Source organism: Pseudophaeobacter leonis (assembly GCF_002087335.1).
GTDB classification, from domain to species: Bacteria; Pseudomonadota; Alphaproteobacteria; order Rhodobacterales; family Rhodobacteraceae; genus Pseudophaeobacter; species Pseudophaeobacter leonis.
Genome location: NZ_MWVJ01000047.1, coordinates 42,031 through 62,390, shown reverse-complemented (window position 1 = coordinate 62,390; position 20,360 = coordinate 42,031). Strand labels below are relative to the sequence as shown.

Genomic DNA, 20,360 nt, shown 5'->3' with positions numbered 1-20,360 from the left:
TGCGGGCAAAAAGCGCCAGGGAGAGGCTGGTTTTTACACCAGCCCGCAGCATGGAAAACGGGCTCATTGGGCAGCCTCCGTCTGAAGAGTGTCACGAGGCGCGCTGTCTGAGGCCGAAGTTGAGGGCAGGGCCGCGACGATTTGGTCCCAGTCCTGGCGGTGGTCCCGGGCGTCTGTCCGGCGGCCAAAGACCTGCAGGATGGCGCGGCCTTCGGCGTCAAAAGCCTCAACCGAGATGGCGGCACCGCGCTTGGTGGGCTTGTTGACGGCCCAGACTTCGGCGATGTGATCCAGGCGCAGGTGCAGATCAAAGCCGGGGTCGAGAATATTTTGCCATGGCCCCATGCGGCGCAGGTTTTTCACTGGCCCTGAGTGGATCTGGATGCAGCCCGGATTGCCGACAAAGATCATCACCTCAGTGCCCTGATCGCGCACCGCCTGCAGCATCATATCCACAGCCTCAGGCGCAAGCGCGCGTGCCAGCGGCTCTGCGGCAATGCGGTAGGCACCCAAACGGTTCATGCCGAGTTTTGCCGTGAGCTGGCGGAACTGATGCGTGTCGGTCATCTTGGCCCATTCTGCGCGCAGCTGCTCTGCCTTGGCGGGATCTGCCTTTGCCGCCTCGGGGGCCTCGCGGGGGGCGACATCAAGATGCGCCGCCTGTTCGGCCAGAGCCAGATCACTGACGAGTGCAGCCCAGGCCGCAACATCGGAGGCCTCGCGCAGATGGACCTTGTGCACCGGGTCGCCGGCAGCATCAAAGAACTGGATCGAGCGGCGGGGGCCTTTGTCGCCACTGCGCTCTACCGCAAAGGCCGAGACAAAATGGCGGGGAAAGAGACGCAGGTCGATCTCTGGGGTCAGCACCATAGAGGCATGTTTGCCCGGGTGATAGTTGCTGTAGACCCCAACCTTTTCGTTGACGCAGGACTCGTTGCGGGTCAGGGCCATGACCTCACCCAGATCGGCCAGCCGGGGAAAGATCAGGTCAATGTCGGCATTGAGACGGGTCACTCCCTCACCGACATAAGCGGCAACAAGCTGGGCTTCGGAAATTTGAAACTGAGCGGCAAAATCGCGGTCACGCATTTTGGCATTATCATGGCGCAGCTGGCGAATAGCCTGCGGCTCCAGCGGGAGAGGAAGGCTCATGTAAGGGCCCTTTCAGAGTTGCATGTGTTGGTGCGGGAAAGGGCTGGCTCTATACATTACGCAGTCATTGATGGCGCAGGATACAGGCTGGCAACTGCCAGTTCAGCAGTTCATAATTTATGTTGACTGTTTTTATCACCTTTACTATCAGGCTCAAGTGGAATTTATAGATTCCAACAGAAACACCAGAAATTACCGCGCCAGCCCAACCTGCAAGCATCGGTTAAAAGACCAAAGATGCAAAGGGACATGAGATGGCGAATTTACGGCTGACGCAGCATTTGCTGGGGACCGTTTCCGTGTTGGGGCTGGCCTTCGGGGCAGGCACAATCGGGTCTGGCGCAATGGCGCAGGATTTGACAGACGGAGTGCCGCCGGAGACCCAGGATGAAGAGTTCCTGGGCACTGTTGAGCTGGGTCAGGGCAAACGCGAAGTGCAGATCGGCACTGCGGTGCCACTGACGGTGATCAATCAGGAAGAGATTGACGACAGGCAGGGGGCACCATTGCCGAGCTGATCGATTCCGTTCCTGGCGTTGCGCTGGTGAACGGCTCGCGCCCTGAGGGCTCGGGGTTCAACATTCGTGGTTTTGGCGCCAACGGCACCTATGGCACTGACCAACAAGTTGCCATCGTCATTGACGGTGTGACAACCGGTTCCGAAGAGATCTATCGCATCGGCACCCAGCTGTTTACCGATCCTTCGCTGTACAAAAGCGTCTCCGTCATTCGCGGCACGGTGGGGACCTTTGAATTTGGCTCCGGCATCGTTGGCGGTGTGGTGCAGTTTGAGACCAAGGACGCGTCGGACTTTACCGGCGGCGAAATTGGTCTGCGTTTCCGTCAGACCCTTGGCTATTCCTCCAATGGCGAAGGCTATCACAGCTCTTCGATCCTTGCCTGGCAGCCGATGGAAAACTTCGAAGTCCTGCTGAACTATACCAAGCGCGACACCGACGCCTATAAAGACGGCAATGGCAACCTGGTCCAGTATACTGCGACAGAGCCCTATTCTGGTCTGGCCAAGATCAAATACACCTTTGGCGATGCCAATGAGCATGGGCTGACCTTCAGCTATCAAAAGACCGCAACGGACGAGTTCGACGCTCCGTATGATGCCTTTAACGTTGTCAATTTTGGCAATGTGAACCGTCAGACCGAGTCCGAAATTGCCACCCTGAAGTATGAGTACAACCCGGTCGACAATGACCTGATCGACCTGACGGTTCAGTACTCTTACTCCGATATCTACATTGAAAGTGAGCCGACCAATCCCGGTGGGTTTGCCGACTACCTGCTGGATGGCGATCACGACTACAGCATCGACAAGCTGACGGTCAAAAACGCCATGTTCTTCCAGACGGGTGCCGCCTCGCATGATCTGCGGTTCGGGGTTGAATGGATCAGCAAAAACCGACTGGAGAGCCAGATCAGCCCGACCTCGGGAAGCGTTTCTGTGCCAGGCGGCACGGATGAGCGGATTGCGCTGTTCATTGTTGATGACATCGATATGGGCAATAACTGGACCATCAGTCCTGCCCTGCGCTGGGAAGATCAGAGCATCAAGGGTGCTGCGACATATCAGGGCGACCGCTATGACAACTCGGCACTGATGGGCGGAATTTCCGCACGCTACGAGTTTGACTCAGGCCTGGCCGTCTTTGCCAGTGCGGCCTATACCGAAAACCTGCCTATTCTCGATGACCTGAGCAACGCGAGCTATATGACGCAACCGGAGAAATCCAAAACCTATGAGATTGGTGCGTCCTATGCCACCAGCGATGTCTTTACCGGCGACGACTCGCTGCAGGTGAAGGCCAATATCTTTGTCACCGACCTTTGGGATGTAACCTCCTATTCGGGCATCCGCGAAGTCGAAAGCAGCGGTGTCGAGCTTGAGCTTACCTATGCGATGGCCAGCGGTCTCTATGTCGATCTGAACGCGGCCTACGGCGACTATGACTCCCTTTCTTCGACAGGTGTTTCGGCTGACTGGAGCAATGCTCCTGCCAACTCAGCCCGTCTGACCCTCGGCAAACGCATCGGTGAGGCCTGGGATCTGAGCTGGGAGCAGGTTGTGGCCGAAAATGGCAACAAAAACCTGGGCGGCTACGGCGTCAGCAATCTGCGCGCCACCTATCGCCCTCAGAGCGGCGTGCTGGAAGGGACCGAAGTGCGTCTTGGCATCGAGAACGCCTTTGATCGTCAGTACAAACCAAACCTTGCCACCGAATATGCTACGGGACGCAATTTCAAGCTGACTTTGGCAAAAACCTTCTGATCTGAAACGAGAGGAAACCAATGGGACATCCGAGCATGAAAACCCTCGTCCTGACAGCCTGTGTGTTGTCAGGGGGGGCAGGCGGGGCCTGGGCTGAAACCACGGCAAAGACCGAAGATCACGCCTCAGGTATCTCTATCGAGCTGAGTGCGGCGGAGGATGTCGGGGCAACGTGCAAGCTCTCCTTTGTGGTGACCAATGGCCATGACGGGGATATTGATCAGGCGGTGTATGAAACCGTTCTGTTCGATGCGGCGGGGCAGGGGTCCCGTCTGACCCTGTTGGATTTCCAGGGTCTTCCTGCCCGGCGCCTGCGCGTGCGGCAGTTTCAGTTCCCCCAGGCCTGTTCCGACATCAGCCGGGTGTTGATCAATGGCGCCGAAACCTGCGGCGCACCCGGTCTGGATGACGGTGCGTGCAGTCAGGGTCTGACCCTGATCAGCCGGACCGGAATGGAGTTGCTGGGATGACCCTGATCCATGATGCGATTATGCGTGTTCTTGATCTTGGGGGACCTGTCGTTTTGCTGCTTTTGTGTGTCTCAGTGCTGACAGCAGCGCTGGTGCTCTACAAACTGTGGCAATACCAGGCGGCGCGGGTGGGGCGCCACCGGCAGCTGGCAGCAGCTGTCGCCGCCTGGGACCTTGGCGACCAGTCCGCAGCCTTGGCAGCGCTGAATGAAAGCCGCTCCTATCTCAGCCCGGTTCTGCGCATGGCGTTGAGCGCCGATCAGACGGCTGAGTTGTCAGCCCGGGTTGATGCCGAAGCCGAAGACCGGTTTGCCCGTCTGGAGCGGGGGCTTGGAGCCCTGGATATGGTGGCGCAGCTGGCGCCCCTGATGGGGCTTTTTGGCACCGTGATCGGGATGATCGAAGCTTTCCAAAAACTGCAGTCTGCGGGCTCTTCTGTGGACCCCTCCCTGTTGGCAGGCGGCATCTGGGTGGCGCTGTTGACCACGGCGGCGGGGCTTGCTGTGGCGATGCCGACCTCACTGGTGCTCAGCTGGCTGACGGCACGGATGCAGCGCGAGCGTGTCTTTGCAAACCGGGCCTTTCGGGTGGGCTTTGCTCCGCAGCAGGCCCAGACGGGTCTGACTGCGGATACTCTGGGCGCCGCAAAACAGGATCCGCTGCAGGGAGCGCTGGCGCATGCCGGTTAAGCTGCAGGGGCCGCGGCGGGGACGCATGTCGATGACCTCGCTGATTGATGTGATCTTTTTGCTGCTGTTGTTTTTCATGCTGACCTCGACCTTTTCCAAATTTGGCGAGGTTGAGCTGATGGCGGCAGGCAAGGCCGCGGCGGCCGATGATCGCCAGAAACTGTTTGTCACCCTTGGGGCCAAAGATTTGCCGCTGCATGGCCAGTCGGTGGATCTCGGGCGCATCGCCGATCTGGTGCGCAGCCAGCCACAGGACAGCCGGGGCCATCTTGTCCTCATCAGCCCGGATGCAGAGGCCTCGTCACAGCGGCTGGTGGATCTGCTGGCCGCTCTGCGTCAGGTGGAAAAGCTGCAAACCGTAGTACTGGGCTGACGCATGCAGCTAAAAGCCCCTGCTTTGACCCAGAAAGAGCCGACAATCGCGCTGATCAATATCGTATTTTTGATGCTGATCTTCTTCATGATTGCCGGCACGCTGGCGCCTCCGATCGACAAGGATCTGGCACTGGTCGAAACCGCTGATCTCGAAGGGCGCGAGCCCCCCGATACGCTGGTGGTGCATGCGGATGGACGGTTGTCGCTGCGTGGCGCCGCTGTTGTCGATGCCCAGAGCTACATGGCAGGGCTGTCACCCGAGGCACGTGAAACCGTGAAAATCGTTCCGGACCGGGCCCTGCCGGCCAAAGATCTGGTGCAGATTGGCAATGCGCTGCGCGCGGCCGGGGCCGGGCGGGTGGTGCTGATTTCCGAAAGGGCACTTTGAACATGTCGGTGCAGATCGCCCCCCCGGCGCTTGAGGTGCCACAGTCGCTTCTTGCGGGTATTCTGGCTTTGGCCCTGGCGCTGGGCCTGCACGCCGCATTTGCGCTGCAAAACCAAACCAGTCCTGTTGAGCAGGCAGGCGGCAATACGGCCCTTGCGGCCCAGGGCAGCAGTTTTGCCAATATGGCCGCAGGTGTCGAAACCCCGCAACAGGCCGAGGTGGCGCCTGCTGTGCAGGAGCTGCCCAAAGTCCAGCCTGTTCAGCCAATGCCGCCCATTCAACCGGTGCAAACGCCACAGGTCACGGTTGCCAAACCCACCCCGGTACAGAGGCCAGAACCAGTTGAACTGGTGAAACCTGTGACCCCAATTCAGGCCGTGGCGGGCGGTGTGCCGCTTGTGCTGTCGCAGACCAAGCCTGAGCCGGTTGTCGCGAAACCGCCTGAGCTAACAGCGGTCGAGGTTTCTGCTGAGGTGCTGGAGGGGGTTACACCCGTCATTGAACAGGCCCTGGACCCGAGTGTGACCAAGGACGCCGCCCCCGCGCCAGAACCTTTGCCAACGCCACCAGCGGCGCAAGCTGCGGATCCGGTGCAAACCCAACAGCCGGTTGCAATTCAGAAACCGCTGGCAACCCCAGAACCCGAGATGGCCGCCGATCCTGTTGCGGCGACCCAGCCTGTTGAGGCCAACGTGCAGCCACCAGAGCCGCAAAGCCCTCCGGTCACCGAATCCCTGCGTCCGCCAGAGCGTCCAAAGCCCGAGGTGGTGCGCCGCACTGACCCGAAACCTGCGCCAAAGTCCGCTCAGAAAACAAGTGCAAAACCACGGGGCAATGGGAATGTGAATGCAACGCGCGGCGTGGCGAGCTCAACCCGCAGTCAGCCGGGCGGGCAGGCCCAAACCACAGGCGGCAGTGCCAAGGTGCAGGGCAATGCTGCGGCCAGCAACTATGCCGGGCTGGTGATGCGGCGCATTCAGCGTGCCAAACGGCGGGCCGATGTGCGCGGCGAGGCATTGGTGCGCTTTTCCATCACATCTGGCGGTGGCGTCGCATCTGTTAGTCTGGCGCGCAGTTCCGGCTCTGGTAAGCTCGATGGCATAGCGCTGGCGCAGGTGCGGCGCGCGGCGCCTTTCCCACCGCCTCCTCCCGGTGCGCGCACCAGTTTCACGGTGCGGATCAAGGGCAAATGAGCGGCGGGGCCTGGAGGCATGGCCTGGAGGCGGGGCCTGACAGTCACGCGCGGGATCAAATTAGTGTTGCGCCGCTGCAAGATGGGCTAAGCAGCGGGTAAGACGGATCGAGAGGCGAGTGACCTCTCCAAAGGAGCACTGCCCATGACCCCGCTTTCTGGCCTCAAGGTTGTTGAACTGGCGCGCATTCTCGCTGGCCCCTGGATTGGCCAGTCGCTGGCGGATCTTGGCGCTGAGGTGATCAAGGTCGAAAGCCCCGACGGCGATGACACCCGCAGCTGGGGCCCGCCCTTTATTGAGCGCGATGGTGACAAGACGGCCGCCTATTATTATGCGGCCAATCGCGGCAAAGACTGCGTGGTTGCGGATTTTCGCACCGATGCTGGCCGCGCCACAGTACTCGATCTGGTGCGCGACGCCGACATTCTGATCGAGAATTTCAAGGTAGGAGGTCTTGCAAAATACGGCCTCGACTATGATAGCCTCGCCAGGCTGAACCCCGGGTTGATCTATTGCTCGGTCACCGGTTTTGGTCAGGATGGCCCCTATGCCACGCGGGCTGGCTATGACTTTTTGCTGCAGGGCATGTCGGGCCTGATGTCGATCACTGGTGATCCGGATGGCCAGCCGCAAAAAGTAGGCGTGGCGATCACCGATGTGGTCACCGGGCTCTACGGCACCATTGGCATTCTGGCCGCAGTGGAGCAACGCCATACCACCGGGCGCGGCCAGCACATTGATATGTCGCTGCTGGATTGCGCCACTGCCGTGCTGGCCAATCAGGCGATGAACTATCTGGCCACTGGCGAGAGCCCAACGCGGCTGGGCAATGAACACCCCAATATCGCGCCCTATCAGGTCATGGAGGTGCAGGACGGCCATATCATTCTGGCGGTGGGCAATGACGGCCAGTTTCAGCGGCTTTGCGAGGTGTTGGGGCTGGCGGGCATCAAAGCGGATGCGCGATTTGCCTCGAACCAGCTGCGGGTGGCAAACCGGGTGGCGCTGACCACGCTGTTAGAGGCCGTAGTGGCGGGCAGGAGCCAGACAGAGCTTTTGGCAGCTCTTGAGGCGGCGACGGTTCCGGCAGGGCCGATCAACACCGTGGGTCAGGCCTTTGAGGATCCGCAGGTTTTGCACCGCGAAATGAAGATCACCCCCGAGGGCATTCCCGGCGTGCGTGGACCGTGGAAGTTTTCGGATGCGGAGCTGGCGCTGGAGAAATCCGCCCCCAAGCTGCCGAAATAATCTGTAAAACACCCCTCTCAGACCGGTCCTTCAGAGGCCTGCCCTTGCGGCCTGGCCGGTTCTTGCGACCGCTATGTGGTGTGGCCATAGGCTGCGAAAGCTCCGGGCAAAATTTTTGCATATTATTTTTTGCGGACAGCGAGGCGCATTCTGTCACTTTTCTTTTGCCAGCCAGTGCGCGAGGCTGCGCTTGAAAGCCCCTTTAAGAAGAGACCCAGCGGATGTCCTGTGCCTATGACCTGATTGAGACCACCTGGATCACGCTGCCCGATGGACGTCGCCTGGCGGCCCGCATGTGGTTGCCGCAAATCGAGACACCGGTGCCGGCCATTCTGGAATATCTGCCCTATCGCAAAGGCGACGGCACAGCGCCGCGCGATGAGACCACCCACACCGTTTTTGCCAGCGAAGGCTATGCCTGCATTCGGGTGGATATTTCCGGAACCGGCGACAGCGAAGGCTGCTTTGATGATGAATACTCCGAACAAGAGCTGAGCGACGGTGAGGCGGTTCTGGCCTGGATGCGGCGCAGGACTGGTGTGACGGCAATATCGGCATGATCGGAATTTCATGGGGGGGCTTCAACGGCTTGCAGCTGGCCTTCCGGCAACCCGAGGCGCTTAAGGCGGTGGTCTCGGTGGCCTCTACCACGGATCGCTATGCGGGTGACATTCACTATATGGGCGGCTGTCTGCTGAGCGATAATGCCAACTGGGGCAGCCAGATGTTCGCCTATCAGTCGCGCCCGGCAGACCCGAAACACCGTGCAGACTGGCGGCAGGACTGGATCAGGCGGATGGAAGAGATGCCCTTTATGGCCGCTGACTGGCTGCGGCATCAGACCCGCGACGCACAGTGGACACATGGCTCGGTCTGCGAAGACTGGGCGGCAATAAAGGCGCCCGTGCTGGCGATCACCGGCTGGGCCGATGCCTATGTCAACGCCCTCGCCCGTTTGGCGGCCAATCTGACGGTGCCCGCCAAGGCGCTTGTTGGCCCCTGGGAGCACCGCTACGCCCATATCGCCAAACTGGATGCGTCGGATTTCCATGGCGAAGTCCTGACCTGGTTTGACCAATACCTGCGCGACGAGGACAGCGGCGCGGCAGAGCTGCCGGACTATCGCACCTATATGCAGGAACACTTTAACCCGACCATGCAGAACAAACCCCGTCAGGGGCGCTGGGTGGCCGAGGCGCAGTGGCCCTCGCCCAATGTCCGCGACAGGGTGATGCATCTCAGCGCAACCGGTCTTGTGGATGCGGCGGAGACTGGGGCGGCGACTGGGGCGGCGGCGACAGAGACCGAGGTGGTGCGCAACCCGGCGACGCTGGGGCAGGCGGCGGGCTATTTCTGCGCCGGTATGCGGTTTGACAACGAGTTGCCCGGTGATCAGGCAGTGGATGATGCGCAGGGGAGCAGTTTTGACACATCGCCGCTGGCAGACCCGTTGGAGATCATGGGGCGGCCGCGTCTGCGGGTCAGTTTTTCTGTCAACAAACCTGTGGCGCAGCTAGTGGCGCGGCTCTGCGATGTTGCCCCCACGGGGGTGTCGCAGCGCATTACCTTCCGGCCGCTGAACCTCACCCATCGTGACAGTCACGTGGCACCAGAACTGCTGGTGCCGGGGCAGCGCTATGAGGCCGAGATCGAGCTGAATGAATGTGCGTATCAGTTGCGGCCGGGGCATCAGCTGCGGCTGGCGCTGTCGACCTCTTACTGGCCGCTGGTCTGGCCTGCGCCCGAGGCGGCGGAGGTGACGCTGTATCTGGAGGGCTGCCAGCTGATCCTGCCAGAGCGGCGTGTCACCACAGAGATCGCGCCACAAAATCCCGGAGCACCCCCCGACTAACAAACCCTGCAGGCAGAGGTTCTGCGCCCGCCCGGTGGGCATTCAAACACCCAGGTGCTGCAGGATGGCACGCTGGTGCTGGATAGTTTTGATGACTACGGCAAGGCGATTGATCCCTACCACGGGCTTGAGGTGGGCAGCCATGTCTCGATGCACTATGCGATCCACCCGGATGACCCGGCATCGGCGGTCTTTGCCAGCGACTGGCAGTTCACTTTTGCCCGCGACGACTGGCAGGTCACAATCGAAACCGAGAACAAGATGACCTGTGATGCCGAGAATTTCCATCTCTTGCGCCGGGTCACAGCGCGTGAAGGCGCAGAGGGCGCCGAAGTTCTGGTCAAGGAATGGCAAGAAACCATCCCGCGGGGTTTCCTCTAAAGGCTTTCAGATCAGGCGTCGCTGCGCCTGATCTTTTTGCGACCTGCGTTTTTAAATCCAGTCCCAGATCCAGCGTCTGCGCCGAAGGGGTGAGTGCGCCGGAAGAGATATAGTTGACGCCGGTGGCGGCGACCTCAGCAATACGGTCCAGCTTCATATTGCCCGAGGCCTCGGTGACGAGCCTGCCACGGGTCATTTCAACCGCGCGGATCAGATCTGGCGTGCTCATATTGTCCAGCAGCACCACATCGGCGCCGCCCACCTGCAGCACCTCTTCGAGCTGCGCCAGGGTGTCGACCTCGATCTCGACCTTCATCATGTGGCTGACGCTGGCCTTGGCGGCGGTGAGGACCGGTATGATGCCGCCCGCAGCGGCGATGTGGTTGTCCTTGATCAGGATGGCATCCGACAGGCCAAAGCGGTGGTTAAAGCCGCCGCCATGGATCACCGCCTGTTTTTCCACCATGCGCAGGCCCGGCGTGGTCTTGCGAGTGCAGGTGATGCGGGTCTGGGTGCCTTTGGTCTGGGCGACAAAGCCAGCTGTGAGGCTGGCAATACCCGACAGGCGGCCAGCAAAATTAAGTGCCACACGTTCCGCAGAGAGGATCGCCGCAGCCGAGCCCTCAATGGTCATCAGGGTGTCCCCCGGCGCGCAGGTATCCCCGTCCTGACGCGTGATGGTCAGCGCAAGGCCAGGGTCCACCAGATGAAAGGCAATGCGGGCAATCTGCATGCCAGAGACAATGCCACTGTCGCGCGCATTGAGACGTGCCTTATAGCGGGCCGAGGCCGGGATCACCGCCCGGGTGGTGATGTCGCCGTTCTGGCCCAGGTCTTCATGCAGGGCCGCGCGCACCAGGGGCTCTAGCAGCAAATCGGGCAGGGGGGTGTGACGGATCATTGGGTATCCTTCCGGGGGGCCTGCTGAGTGGGCCGGGCGCTGTGCAGAACCCGGGTCTGGATACTGCGGGCCTCAGTCAGGGTGATATGACTGCGCTGGGCAAAGGTGGGGTCGGGCTGCGGGAAGTCGTCGCGGAAATGTCCGCCCCGGCTTTCACGGCGCTGTAGGGCTGAGGCAGTGATCAGGATCGCGGTGGCACACATGTTGAGGAACGCTTCATCCTCGGCCTGCGTGATCTCGAGATCAGACAGGATGATCAGCGCCTGCTGCAAGCCTGCCTCATCGCGTCGCATCCCCACATGGTTGGTCATGGTCTGGCGCAGGCGCTGAACCGCGTCTGCGTCCATTTCGCGCCCGCCGGGGGCAAAGCTGGGGTGCAGCTCTGGTGGGCGCTCTGGGGAGTACTCTGGCACCGCTTCACAAGTGACGGGTGCTAGGGTGCCGGCGATATCTGCAGCAGCGCGACGGGCATAGACCAGCGCTTCAAGCAGTCCGTTTGAGGCCAGCCGGTTGGCACCGTGCAACCCGGTTGAGGCCGCCTCGCCACTGACCCAGAGGTGGTCCAGACTGGCGCGCCCCTGCAGATCGGTCTCGATGCCGCCCATATGATAATGCGCCGCCACCGCAACAGGAATGGGTTGCGCCACGGGATCTATGCCTGCGCGTGCGCAGGTTTCAGCCAGAGCGGGAAAGCGCTGCAGAACCTCGGCACCGAGGGCGGCACGGGTGTCCAGCATGGGGCGGCGACCGGCCTGAGTTTCGGCAAAGATGGCGCGCGCAACAATATCGCGGGGCGCCAGTTCAGCGTCTGGGTGCAAATCCCGCATGAACCGGATGCCGTCTGCGTTGATCAGGGTTGCTCCTTCACCCCGCAGCGCCTCGGTGGCAAGGGGGGCGGGATCTTCGCCGCAATCCACCGCTGTGGGGTGAAACTGGACAAATTCCGCATCGGCAATGCGCGCCCCGGCACGGGCCGCCAGCCCAATGACCTGGCCGCGAATGCGCGGTGGGTTGGTGGTATGGGCATATAGCCCGCCCGAGCCCCCCCCGGCGAGCAAAACACCGGGGCAGCGGATCAGCACCGGCTGTGTAGCTGCATCAGAGCGCCGGATCCACACCCCGGTGACAGTCTTGTTTTCGCTGTTCAGGTCCGTGTGGGTTTCCAGCCGCAGAGCCTCGGTGCCCTCAAGCACCTGGATCGAGGGGGTGGCCCGCACAGCCTCGATCAGGGTTTCCATGATCTGATAGCCGGCCTGGTCGCCTTTGACACGCACCACACGGGCGGCAGAATGAGCGGCTTCGCGGCTCATGACATAGTTGCCGTGGGGGTCGCGATCAAAGGGCGCACCAAGTGCTGTGAGGTCAAGGATATGGCGGCGCGCCATCTGTGTGACCATCTCGGCCACCTCAGGATCAACAGTGCCAGCCCCTGCGGCGCGCGCATCACGGGAATGGGCCTCGGGCGTGTCGCTGGCTGCCATGGCGGCGGCAACGCCCCCCTGCGCCCAGGCTGAACTGGCGCCCAGGCCCAGCGGCTCCGGCGAGATCATCAGCACCGGGCGCGGCGCGAGCTCCAGCGCGGCATAGAGCGCGGCCAGTCCGGCGCCGACAATGACGATGCGCTCGGTTGTGAGAGGGGCGGTCATGGACGCAGCTCCGGTCGCTGGGATGTCACGGGGACTGCAGGCACCCGTCAGATACCCAGTTTCTGCGACATATCAATCATCTTTTGCACCGCCTGGCGCGCCCCTTCCGCCACTGTGGGGTCAACTTCGACCGGCTCGGACATTGTGTGCAGCGACCAGAGGATTTTCTCCAGCGTGATCATCTTCATGTAGGGGCACATGTTGCAGGGGCCGACAAAATCCACCTGTGGAAGGCTGTCCGCAATATTGGAGGCCATCGAGCACTCGGTGATCAGCAGGGCCTTCTCCGGCTGCTCGTCGGTGACATATTTGATGATGCCACTGGTGGAGCCGGAAAAATCAGCCTCTGCCACGACATCCGGTGGGCATTCGGGGTGGGCAATCAGCCGTGTGCCGGGGTTCCATTCGCGGAATTCGCGCAGGTCCTTGGCGCTGTATTGCTCGTGCACGATGCAGGAGCCCTCCCACCAGACGACGTTTTTGTGCGGCACATCCTTGGCCACGTTCTGCGCCAGATACTGATCCGGAGTCATGATCACCGTGTCGCTCTCCATGGCGCCCACGATCTGGGCCGCATTGGAGGAGGTGCAGCAGATATCCGAGGCGGCTTTAACCTCGGCGGTGGTGTTCACATAGGTGACCACGGGTGCGCCGGGGTATTTTGCCCGCATCTCGGCGATGCCTTCGGCGGTGATGCTTTCGGCCAGCGAGCAGCCCGCGTCCATATCAGGGATCAGCACGATCTTGTCGGGGCTGAGGATCTTGGAGGTCTCGGCCATGAAATGCACACCGCATTGCACGATGACATCGGCCTCGACGCGGGTGGCCTCGATCGCCAGTTGCAGGCTGTCGCCAACCACATCGGCCACGCCGTGATAGATTTCGGGGGTCATGTAGTTGTGGGCCAGAATAACGGCGTGGCGTTTTTTCTTCAGGGCCTTGATGGCAGCGACATAGGGCGCATGCATCGCCCAGTCGATGGGCGACACCACGCGCTTCATCCGCGCGTAGTCTTCTGACATCTCCTGGGCCAGATCCGGGTTGGGTGCCAGATCATAATGGGCGGCGAGCTGATCGCGCATTGTGAGCAGATCAAACATGGCTGGTCCTCAAAGTAGTGTTCAGGATGAAACTTTGGCTGCGGCTTGTTTCACGTTCAATACCCGCACGCAAGTGAGCCTGGGGGAATAGCGCAGCCGGTGCGGTGATTTGGCGCGCGGTGAGCGCGCATTGGGGTCAATCGGCGCATTCTGACGGCAAAAGGAAACTGCGAATGCCTGGTTGGGGTCGTATTTGACCAGTATGTTGTCCATTCTACGGCGCGCTTCATGCCAAAGTTGAGCTAGATATAAGTACCAAAACTGACCCGTCAAGAGGTGGGGCGCCTAGGGGGCCTAGACAAATTGTCCCTTTTGGCACGGCCGTTAAAATAGTTCTGTTGTTGATGACAAACCTGTGATTTTGAACCTCATATTGAAGTTGAATCGACAAGGCAGGAGGTGGCTAACCTCCAACCCAAGCGAGGAGAAAACCATCCGCGATGACTGATCTGTTGGACGGTATGGTCCGGGCCTTCTGGCTGGTGGTGACTCTGGACAGTGATCTGGTGGAAATCACCCTGCGCTCGCTGAGGGTCACTTTGACCGCGCTGGCGATTGCCGCGGTGATTGCGCTGCCGCTGGCGGCGCTGCTCTCGGTGCGCCGGTTTCGCCTGCGCCGCACGACGATTGCCGTGCTGAATGCCCTGATGGGGTTGCCACCGGTTGTGGTGGGGCTGATCGTCTATGTCTTTCTGTCGCGGTCCGGCCCGTTTGGGGTGTTTGGACTGTTGTTCACCCCGACCGCCATGATCATTGCACAGGTCATCATAATCGTGCCGCTGGTGGCCTCGATTGCGCATCAGTCCCTGCGTGAGTTGTGGAGCGACTACCACGATCTGCTGATTTCGATGAATGCCTCGCAGGTCCAGCGCGTCAAGGCGCTGCTGTGGGACGGGCGCCGGGCGCTGTTGACGGCAGCGCTGGCGGGGTTTGGCCGCGCCATTGGTGAGGTCGGCGCGATTATGGTGGTTGGGGGCAACATCGACCATGCAACGCGGGTGCTGACCACGGCCATCGCGCTGGAGACCGGCAAGGGAGACTTTGCCATGGCTCTGGGGCTTGGATTTGTGCTGATCGCGATGGCGATTATGGTCAATCTTGCAATCCATTGGCTGGGCCATACCGAAACCGAGGGGCGCTGGTGATGTCGGGGCAAATGTTTCCCATGGTTGCCAAACAGGCGCTGGTGCGGCGACGCGGCAAGGTGCTGGTGGGGCCGGTTGACCTAACGCTCAACGGCCAGGGCACGAGTATCGTGATTGGGCCTAACGGCGCGGGAAAGACCACGCTGCTGAAGATGCTGCATGGCATTGTGCGGATGAATGGCGGCGCGCTGGACTGGGGCTGCTCTTCGCGAGGAGGCGCAGCGGCGGCAGGCCTTTGTGTTTCAGGCGCCGATCATGATGCGGCGCTCGGTGGTGGATAACATTGCCTATCCGCTGCAGCTGATCGGTGTCAGGCGCAAAGAGGCGCGGGCGCGGGCGGCTGTCTGGGCCGAGCGGATCAATCTGGGCGATGCATTGGGTCGGCAGGCAACGCTGCTTTCTGGCGGTGAGCGGCAAAAGCTGGCGCTGGCACGGGCTCTGATCCGCGAGCCGGATGTGTTGTTTCTGGATGAGCCCTGCGCGTCACTGGATGGCCGCGCCACCCGCGAGATCGAAGAGATCCTGCAGCAGGCTGCGGCTGAGGGAACCCGTTTGATCATGTCGACCCACAATATGGGCCAGGCGCAGCGGCTGGCCGATGAGGTGATCCTTGTCCTGCAGGGCCGCATTCACGAATTCACCCCGGCCAAGACGTTCTTTGCCGGACCAAAGACCCCACAGGGGCATGCTTTTCTCAGAGGAGATATAGTTGAATGAAACAGTTTGTATTGGGCATTGTTGCGAGCCTTGTTCTGACCGGTGCCGCAGTGGCGGAAGAGATGAAACTGGCGGTTACGACCTCTTTCCACAACTCGGGTCTGGCGGAAATTTTGCTGCCTGAAATCAAGGCTGATCTGGATCTTGATGTGCAGCTTTTGGTGGTGGGCACCGGACAGGCGATCCGCCTTGGCGAAGCCGGCGATGTCGACGCCATTCTGGTGCACTCGCAAAAGGCTGAAGAGAAATTCCTGGCCGGCGGCAATGGCACCCATCGCCGGGAAATCATGTATAATGACTTTGTCTTTATCGGGCCAAAATCCGACGTAGCAGGCGTGCAGGCAGCCACAAGTGCGGCCGAAGCGTTGCAATTGATCGCCACAGCCGCGTCGCCCTTTGTCAGCCGCGGCGATGACAGCGGCACCCACAAGAAAGAGTTGAGCCTGTGGCGAGCCGCTGAACTGGACCCTGCGGGTTTTGACAGCTGGTACCGCGCGGTTGGCGCTGGCATGGGGGCGGCTCTGAACACGGCGTCGGGGATGGAGGCCTATATCATGGCCGACCGTGCCAGTTGGCTGAACTTTGGCAACAAGGGCGCGCTGGACCTGCTGTTTGCTGGCGACCCGGTGCTGTTCAACCAATATGCCTATCTGCCGGTGAACCCTGAAAAGCATACACATGCAAAGAACGATCTGGCGATGAAGCTGGAAGCCTGGCTGACCTCGGACAAGGCCAAAGAGCTGATCAATGCCTATAAGATCAATGGCGAAACCCTGTTTGTGTTCAACGCCAAACAGTAAAAATTAGCAACGACAACCTGCGCCCCTGCTATTTTGCGGGGGCGTTTTTTTGGGCGGGTTTTAGCTGTCAGGTCGCGGGCTCACCCCTCCAGCCCATCAACCGTCAGGGTGACACGATCCCCGGCAAACCAGGTACGGCCAAACTCCACGGGGCGGCCCTCTGTGTCGATGTTGACCCCGGTGGTGCGCAAGATGGGGGCGCCTTCAGAGATCCGCAGATGCAGCGCCTGGGTGGCGGTGGCCAGCTTGGCGGTGATGCGGGTTTCCGCCCGGGTATAATCCTCAACCCCGCAGGACTTTAGCGCGGCTGTGACCGATTGCATCTGGGCCAGAGCGGTCAGCAAATCGGGCAGGGCCTGCGCCGAAAAGATGCTTTGAAACAAGGCAATGGGTTGCCCATCGGCCAGCGAAAGCCCATCGTAGACATGCACCAGTGCACCGGGTTCAAGATGCAGTGCTTCAGCCTCTGAGGCAGAGGCGATGCGGGTTTCCAGCATCAGGATCTGTTTGGTTGGCGCCTGACCACCACGCGCAATATTTTGGTGAAACCGCACTCTTTTGCCGATGGGATAATCGGTGGGCGCTGCTGCGACAAAGACGCCTGCACCGCGCCGGGCATGCACCAACCCCTGATCCGCCATCGCGGCCAATGCTCGCCTGACAGTGTGGCGGTTGACCCCAAACCGGGCCGCCAGCTGGGCTTCTGATGGCAGCTTGTCCCCAGGGCGATACCGCCCCTGCGCGATATCATCGGTCAGCGTGATCGAGATGGATTTCCACACGGATGTGCGGCCACTGCCAGGCGGGCTCTGAGCCATGTCACTAAACTTTCACAAGGTTTCGATTGCGCATCTGCGGGTGGCTTCGCTATGATTTGTCTAGTTGTATAGTTGATGTAGACAACCCGGCCAAGAGGCTTTGATAGATGAAGACAGAAATTTCCGTTCCCGCGCGTAAGGCCTGGATGAGCCTTTTGGCCCAGGCCGATGCGGGTGAACTCACGCGATTGTGGGCCTCCTTTGGCCGTGACCCGGCCTTTGACTGGCTGCGCGCCCCTGAGGCCGGCGGCGTGATGCTGCGTGGCCGTATGGGCGGTGCCGGGGCGCCATTTAATCTGGGTGAGATGACCGTGACCCGCTGTGCGCTGACGCTGGCGGATGGCACGGTTGGCCATGCCTATGTGCAGGGGCGCTCAAAACCCAAGGCAGAGATCGCCGCAAAAGTGGATGCCCTGATGCAGACCGAGGCGGCCGAGGCTCTGCGCGCTGCAGTGCTGGATCCACTACAGGCGGCACGCAAGGCCCGCAAAGAAGCCCGCGCCGCAAAGGCCGCCGCCACCAAGGTTGAATTCTTCACAATGGTGCGGGGAGAGGACTGATGTCAGAACAGCAAGAGCACAATATCTTTAGCGGTGGCTTTGCCCCCCCGGCCATTGATGCAGCGCATGGGTTTCGCGCCGCGATGCAGGCCATGGCGCGCCCCGGTAGCCGTCACGAGGTCGCAGGTGCGCAGCCCCCCGGCGGGATTTCCGTGGCGGCAGGGGTGCTGCTGCTGACCCTGTGTGATCCCGAAACCGGGGTCTATCTGGCCCGCGATGTTGACAGTGCGCCCCTGCGTGAATGGATCGCCTTTCACACCGGCGCGCCAATTGTTGCGCCAGAGCTGGCCAGTTTTGCGCTGGGCAGCTGGGAGGCGCTGATGCCTCTGCCGCAATTTCGCATTGGCACCTCCGATATCCCGACCGGTCAGCGACGCTGATTGTCGAGATGCCCGGCCTGTCGCGTGCAAATGCCAGCCTCACGGGGCCGGGCATCAAAAAGCAGGCAGAGTTGGCCCTGCCGGATATCGCCGCCTGTCAGAGCAATGCCATGCAGTTCCCTCTCGGGGTGGATTTCTTTTTCACCTGTGGGCCGGAGCTGGCGGCGCTGCCGCGTTCAACCACGATTTTGGCAAAGGACTGACGCCATGTATGTAGCTGTAAAAGGTGGTGAACGCGCCATCGACAATGCCCATGCCTGGCTGGCCGAAGAACGCCGTGGCGACACGGCCGTGGCCGAGCTTTCTCTTGAACAGATCCGCGAACAGATGAGCCTTGCGGTCAATCGGGTGATGGCCGAGGGCTCGCTCTATGATCCGGATCTGGCGGCGCTGGCGATCAAACAGTCGCGCGGTGATCTGATCGAAGCGGTCTTTTTGATCCGCGCCTATCGCACCACCCTGCCACGGTTTGGCTATAGCCAGTCGGTAGACACCGGCGCGATGGCCTGTGACCGTCGTATCTCGGCCACCTTTAAGGACGCGCCTGGGGGCCAGGTTCTGGGGGCGACCTTTGACTACACGCATCGTTTGCTGGATTTCAAACTGGCCGCCGATGGCGAGGTGCCCGAGGCGCCGATTGCCGCGCCTCGTATGGAGGTGACGCCGCATATCACCGAATTTCTGCAGGGCGAGGATATCATTGAGCGCGAGCCTGCTTCAGAGGCCACGCCCGGGGATCTGACGCGTGAGCCCATGAGCTTTCCTGCCGGGCGTGCCGTGCGCTTGCAGTCGCTGGCGCGCGGCGATGAGGGGTTTATCCTTGGCATGGCCTATTCCACCCAGCGCGGCTATGCGCGCAACCATGCCTTTGTTGGCGAGCTGCGCATCGGCAAGGTGCCGGTGGAGATGGAGATCCCCGAGCTGGGCTTTGCCATCGAGATCGGCGAGGTGGAGCTGACCGAATGTGAAACGGTGAATCAGTTCAAGGGTTCAAAAACCGTGCCGCCGCAGTTCACCCGTGGCTATGGGCTGGTCTTTGGTCAGTCCGAGCGCAAAAGCATCGCCATGGCGCTGGTTGACCGCGCGCTGCGCTGGGAAGAGCTGGGGGAGGACAATCTGGGTGCTGCAGCCCAGGACGAAGAATTTGTCCTCAGTCACTCCGACAATATTCAGGCGACGGGTTTTCTGGAGCACATCAAACTGCCGCATTACGTCGATTTCCAGTCAGAGCTGGAACTGGTGCGCAAGCTGCGCCGGGAGGCACAGGATCTGGCCGAACAGATGGCAGCACGGGAGGCCGCGGAATGAGCGAATTTCACTGTATCACTGCCCGCATCACTGAGCGGCGTCATGTCGGACCTCCCTCAGCTGCCCACCTGTTGCGTGAAAGGACATACAATGTCTGACTATAATTTTGCCTACCTGGATGAGCAAACCAAGCGGATGATCCGCCGGGCGATCCTGAAAGGGCTGGCGGTGCCGGGCTATCAGGTGCCCTTTGCCAGCCGCGAGATGCCGATGCCCTATGGCTGGGGCACGGGCGGTGTGCAGGTCACAGCGGCGACCCTGACGCCGGATGATACCCTCAAGGTGATTGATCAGGGCGCTGATGACACCACAAATGCGGTCTCGATCCGCAAGTTCTTTCAGCGCACCGCCGGGGTTGCCACTACCGAGGAAACCACCAAGGCCAGTGTGATCCAAACCCGTCACCGCATCCCCGAGGCGGAGCTGAGCGAGGATCAGGTGCTGGTCTATCAGGTGCCCATTCCCGAACCCCTGCGGTTCCTCGAGCCACGTGAGACCGAGACCCGCAAGATGCACAGCCTTGAGGAATATGGCCTGATGCATGTGAAGCTCTATGAGGACATCAGCCAGCACGGCGATATTGCGACCTCATATGCCTATCCGGTGAAGGTTGAGGATCGCTATGTGATGGATCCCTCGCCGATCCCCAAATTTGACAACCCCAAGCTTGAGATGGCGGCGATCCAGCTGTTTGGCGCCGGGCGTGAACAGCGCATCTACGCAGTGCCGCCCTATACCCGCGTCGTGAGCCTTGATTTTGAGGACTACCCGTTTGAGGCCAGCAAGGCGGATCATGCCTGTGATCTGTGTGCCGCCGGGGACAGCTATCTCGACGAGGTGATTTTGGACGATGCGGGCAGCCGGATGTTTGTCTGCTCGGATACCGATTATTGCCGCAGCCGCCGCGCCGCGGGCCATGTGGGCCGTTTGGGCGAGGAGGCCGCGTGATGATCAAA

General features: G+C 61.0%; 18 protein-coding genes and 3 pseudogenes. 16 read left to right on the top strand and 5 right to left on the bottom strand.

The window, feature by feature from the left end; translation table 11 throughout:
• Nucleotides 1-63: 63 nt before the first annotated feature.
• Nucleotides 64-1,152: a hemin-degrading factor gene (locus tag B4968_RS11800; protein ID WP_083099266.1), complete on the bottom strand. Its 1,089-nt coding sequence runs from the start codon at nt 1,150-1,152 to the stop codon at nt 64-66.
• Nucleotides 1,153-1,406: 254 nt separating this feature from the next.
• Here B4968_RS11800 and B4968_RS24405 point away from each other — a divergent pair, with 254 nt between their 5' ends.
• The 9 genes and pseudogenes from B4968_RS24405 to B4968_RS11760 all read left to right on the top strand — a co-directional run bounded on the left by B4968_RS24405 (nt 1,407) and on the right by B4968_RS11760 (nt 10,029).
• On the top strand, nt 1,407-1,670 hold the full coding sequence (locus tag B4968_RS24405; RefSeq protein ID WP_241525694.1) for a hypothetical protein: 264 nt from the start codon (nt 1,407-1,409) through the stop codon (nt 1,668-1,670).
• 26 nt (nt 1,671-1,696) lie between these two features.
• Nucleotides 1,697-3,433, top strand: coding sequence for a TonB-dependent receptor domain-containing protein (locus B4968_RS11795; protein ID WP_241525693.1), 1,737 nt, complete (start codon nt 1,697-1,699; stop codon nt 3,431-3,433).
• Nucleotides 3,434-3,468: 35 nt separating this feature from the next.
• A complete protein-coding gene (locus B4968_RS11790) occupies nt 3,469-3,903 on the top strand; it encodes a hypothetical protein (RefSeq protein ID WP_083099265.1) in 435 nt (144 codons plus the stop codon).
• Nucleotides 3,900-4,592 (top strand): MotA/TolQ/ExbB proton channel family protein, encoded by a 693-nt coding sequence (locus B4968_RS11785; RefSeq protein WP_083099263.1) that lies wholly within the window; start codon nt 3,900-3,902, stop codon nt 4,590-4,592. The genes B4968_RS11790 and B4968_RS11785 overlap by 4 nt, the downstream gene beginning before the upstream one ends.
• The gene (locus B4968_RS11780; protein ID WP_338153248.1) at nt 4,582-4,965 is read left to right on the top strand and encodes an ExbD/TolR family protein; all 384 of its coding nucleotides are present in this window, start codon (nt 4,582-4,584) and stop codon (nt 4,963-4,965) included. The genes B4968_RS11785 and B4968_RS11780 overlap by 11 nt, the downstream gene beginning before the upstream one ends.
• A gap of 3 nt (nt 4,966-4,968) precedes the next feature.
• Nucleotides 4,969-5,355, top strand: a complete 387-nt coding sequence (locus B4968_RS11775) for an ExbD/TolR family protein (protein WP_083099262.1) — start codon at nt 4,969-4,971, stop codon at nt 5,353-5,355.
• Between the two features lie 2 nt (nt 5,356-5,357).
• Nucleotides 5,358-6,548: a TonB family protein gene (locus tag B4968_RS11770; RefSeq protein WP_083099260.1), complete on the top strand. Its 1,191-nt coding sequence runs from the start codon at nt 5,358-5,360 to the stop codon at nt 6,546-6,548.
• A 144-nt stretch (nt 6,549-6,692) separates the two neighbouring features.
• Nucleotides 6,693-7,796, top strand: a complete 1,104-nt coding sequence (locus tag B4968_RS11765) for a CaiB/BaiF CoA transferase family protein (protein WP_083099258.1) — start codon at nt 6,693-6,695, stop codon at nt 7,794-7,796.
• A gap of 221 nt (nt 7,797-8,017) precedes the next feature.
• Nucleotides 8,018-10,029 (top strand): annotated as a pseudogene (locus B4968_RS11760) (CocE/NonD family hydrolase).
• Here the strand turns inward: B4968_RS11760 and nadC are convergent.
• From nadC to nadA, 3 genes are read right to left on the bottom strand one after another with little or no spacing between them, the layout of a single operon-like run.
• On the bottom strand, nt 9,989-10,930 hold the full coding sequence (gene nadC / locus B4968_RS11755) for a carboxylating nicotinate-nucleotide diphosphorylase (protein ID WP_083099256.1): 942 nt from the start codon (nt 10,928-10,930) through the stop codon (nt 9,989-9,991). The pseudogene B4968_RS11760 and the gene nadC overlap by 41 nt on opposite strands.
• Nucleotides 10,927-12,576: an L-aspartate oxidase gene (locus B4968_RS11750; RefSeq protein ID WP_083099254.1), complete on the bottom strand. Its 1,650-nt coding sequence runs from the start codon at nt 12,574-12,576 to the stop codon at nt 10,927-10,929. The genes nadC and B4968_RS11750 overlap by 4 nt, the downstream gene beginning before the upstream one ends.
• A 47-nt stretch (nt 12,577-12,623) precedes the next feature.
• Nucleotides 12,624-13,676: a quinolinate synthase NadA gene (gene nadA / locus B4968_RS11745; RefSeq protein ID WP_083099252.1), complete on the bottom strand. Its 1,053-nt coding sequence runs from the start codon at nt 13,674-13,676 to the stop codon at nt 12,624-12,626.
• A gap of 440 nt (nt 13,677-14,116) precedes the next feature.
• Between nadA and B4968_RS11740 the strand changes: the two genes are divergently transcribed.
• The 3 genes and pseudogenes from B4968_RS11740 (at nt 14,117) to B4968_RS11730 (ending at nt 16,338) form a co-directional block, all read left to right on the top strand.
• Nucleotides 14,117-14,821 (top strand): ABC transporter permease, encoded by a 705-nt coding sequence (locus B4968_RS11740; protein WP_083099250.1) that lies wholly within the window; start codon nt 14,117-14,119, stop codon nt 14,819-14,821.
• An 11-nt stretch (nt 14,822-14,832) separates the two neighbouring features.
• A pseudogene (locus B4968_RS11735) lies at nt 14,833-15,538 on the top strand (ATP-binding cassette domain-containing protein).
• Complete coding sequence (locus B4968_RS11730; protein WP_083099248.1) at nt 15,535-16,338, top strand: ABC transporter substrate-binding protein; 804 nt, start codon at nt 15,535-15,537, stop codon at nt 16,336-16,338. The pseudogene B4968_RS11735 and the gene B4968_RS11730 overlap by 4 nt, the downstream one beginning before the upstream one ends.
• An 80-nt stretch (nt 16,339-16,418) precedes the next feature.
• Here the strand turns inward: B4968_RS11730 and phnF are convergent, their stop codons facing one another.
• On the bottom strand, nt 16,419-17,156 hold the full coding sequence (gene phnF / locus B4968_RS11725) for a phosphonate metabolism transcriptional regulator PhnF (protein WP_083099247.1): 738 nt from the start codon (nt 17,154-17,156) through the stop codon (nt 16,419-16,421).
• A 107-nt stretch (nt 17,157-17,263) separates the two neighbouring features.
• Here phnF and phnG point away from each other — a divergent pair, with 107 nt between their 5' ends.
• The 4 genes and pseudogenes from phnG (at nt 17,264) to B4968_RS11705 (ending at nt 20,352) form a co-directional block, all read left to right on the top strand.
• Nucleotides 17,264-17,716, top strand: coding sequence for a phosphonate C-P lyase system protein PhnG (gene phnG / locus B4968_RS11720; protein WP_083099245.1), 453 nt, complete (start codon nt 17,264-17,266; stop codon nt 17,714-17,716).
• Nucleotides 17,716-18,299 (top strand): annotated as a pseudogene (gene phnH, locus B4968_RS11715) (phosphonate C-P lyase system protein PhnH). Before phnG ends, phnH begins: the two are co-directional and overlap by 1 nt.
• A gap of 4 nt (nt 18,300-18,303) precedes the next feature.
• Complete coding sequence (locus B4968_RS11710) at nt 18,304-19,404, top strand: carbon-phosphorus lyase complex subunit (RefSeq protein WP_083099243.1); 1,101 nt, start codon at nt 18,304-18,306, stop codon at nt 19,402-19,404.
• Between the two features lie 90 nt (nt 19,405-19,494).
• On the top strand, nt 19,495-20,352 hold the full coding sequence (locus tag B4968_RS11705; RefSeq protein ID WP_083099241.1) for an alpha-D-ribose 1-methylphosphonate 5-phosphate C-P-lyase PhnJ: 858 nt from the start codon (nt 19,495-19,497) through the stop codon (nt 20,350-20,352).
• Nucleotides 20,353-20,360 lie beyond the last annotated feature (8 nt).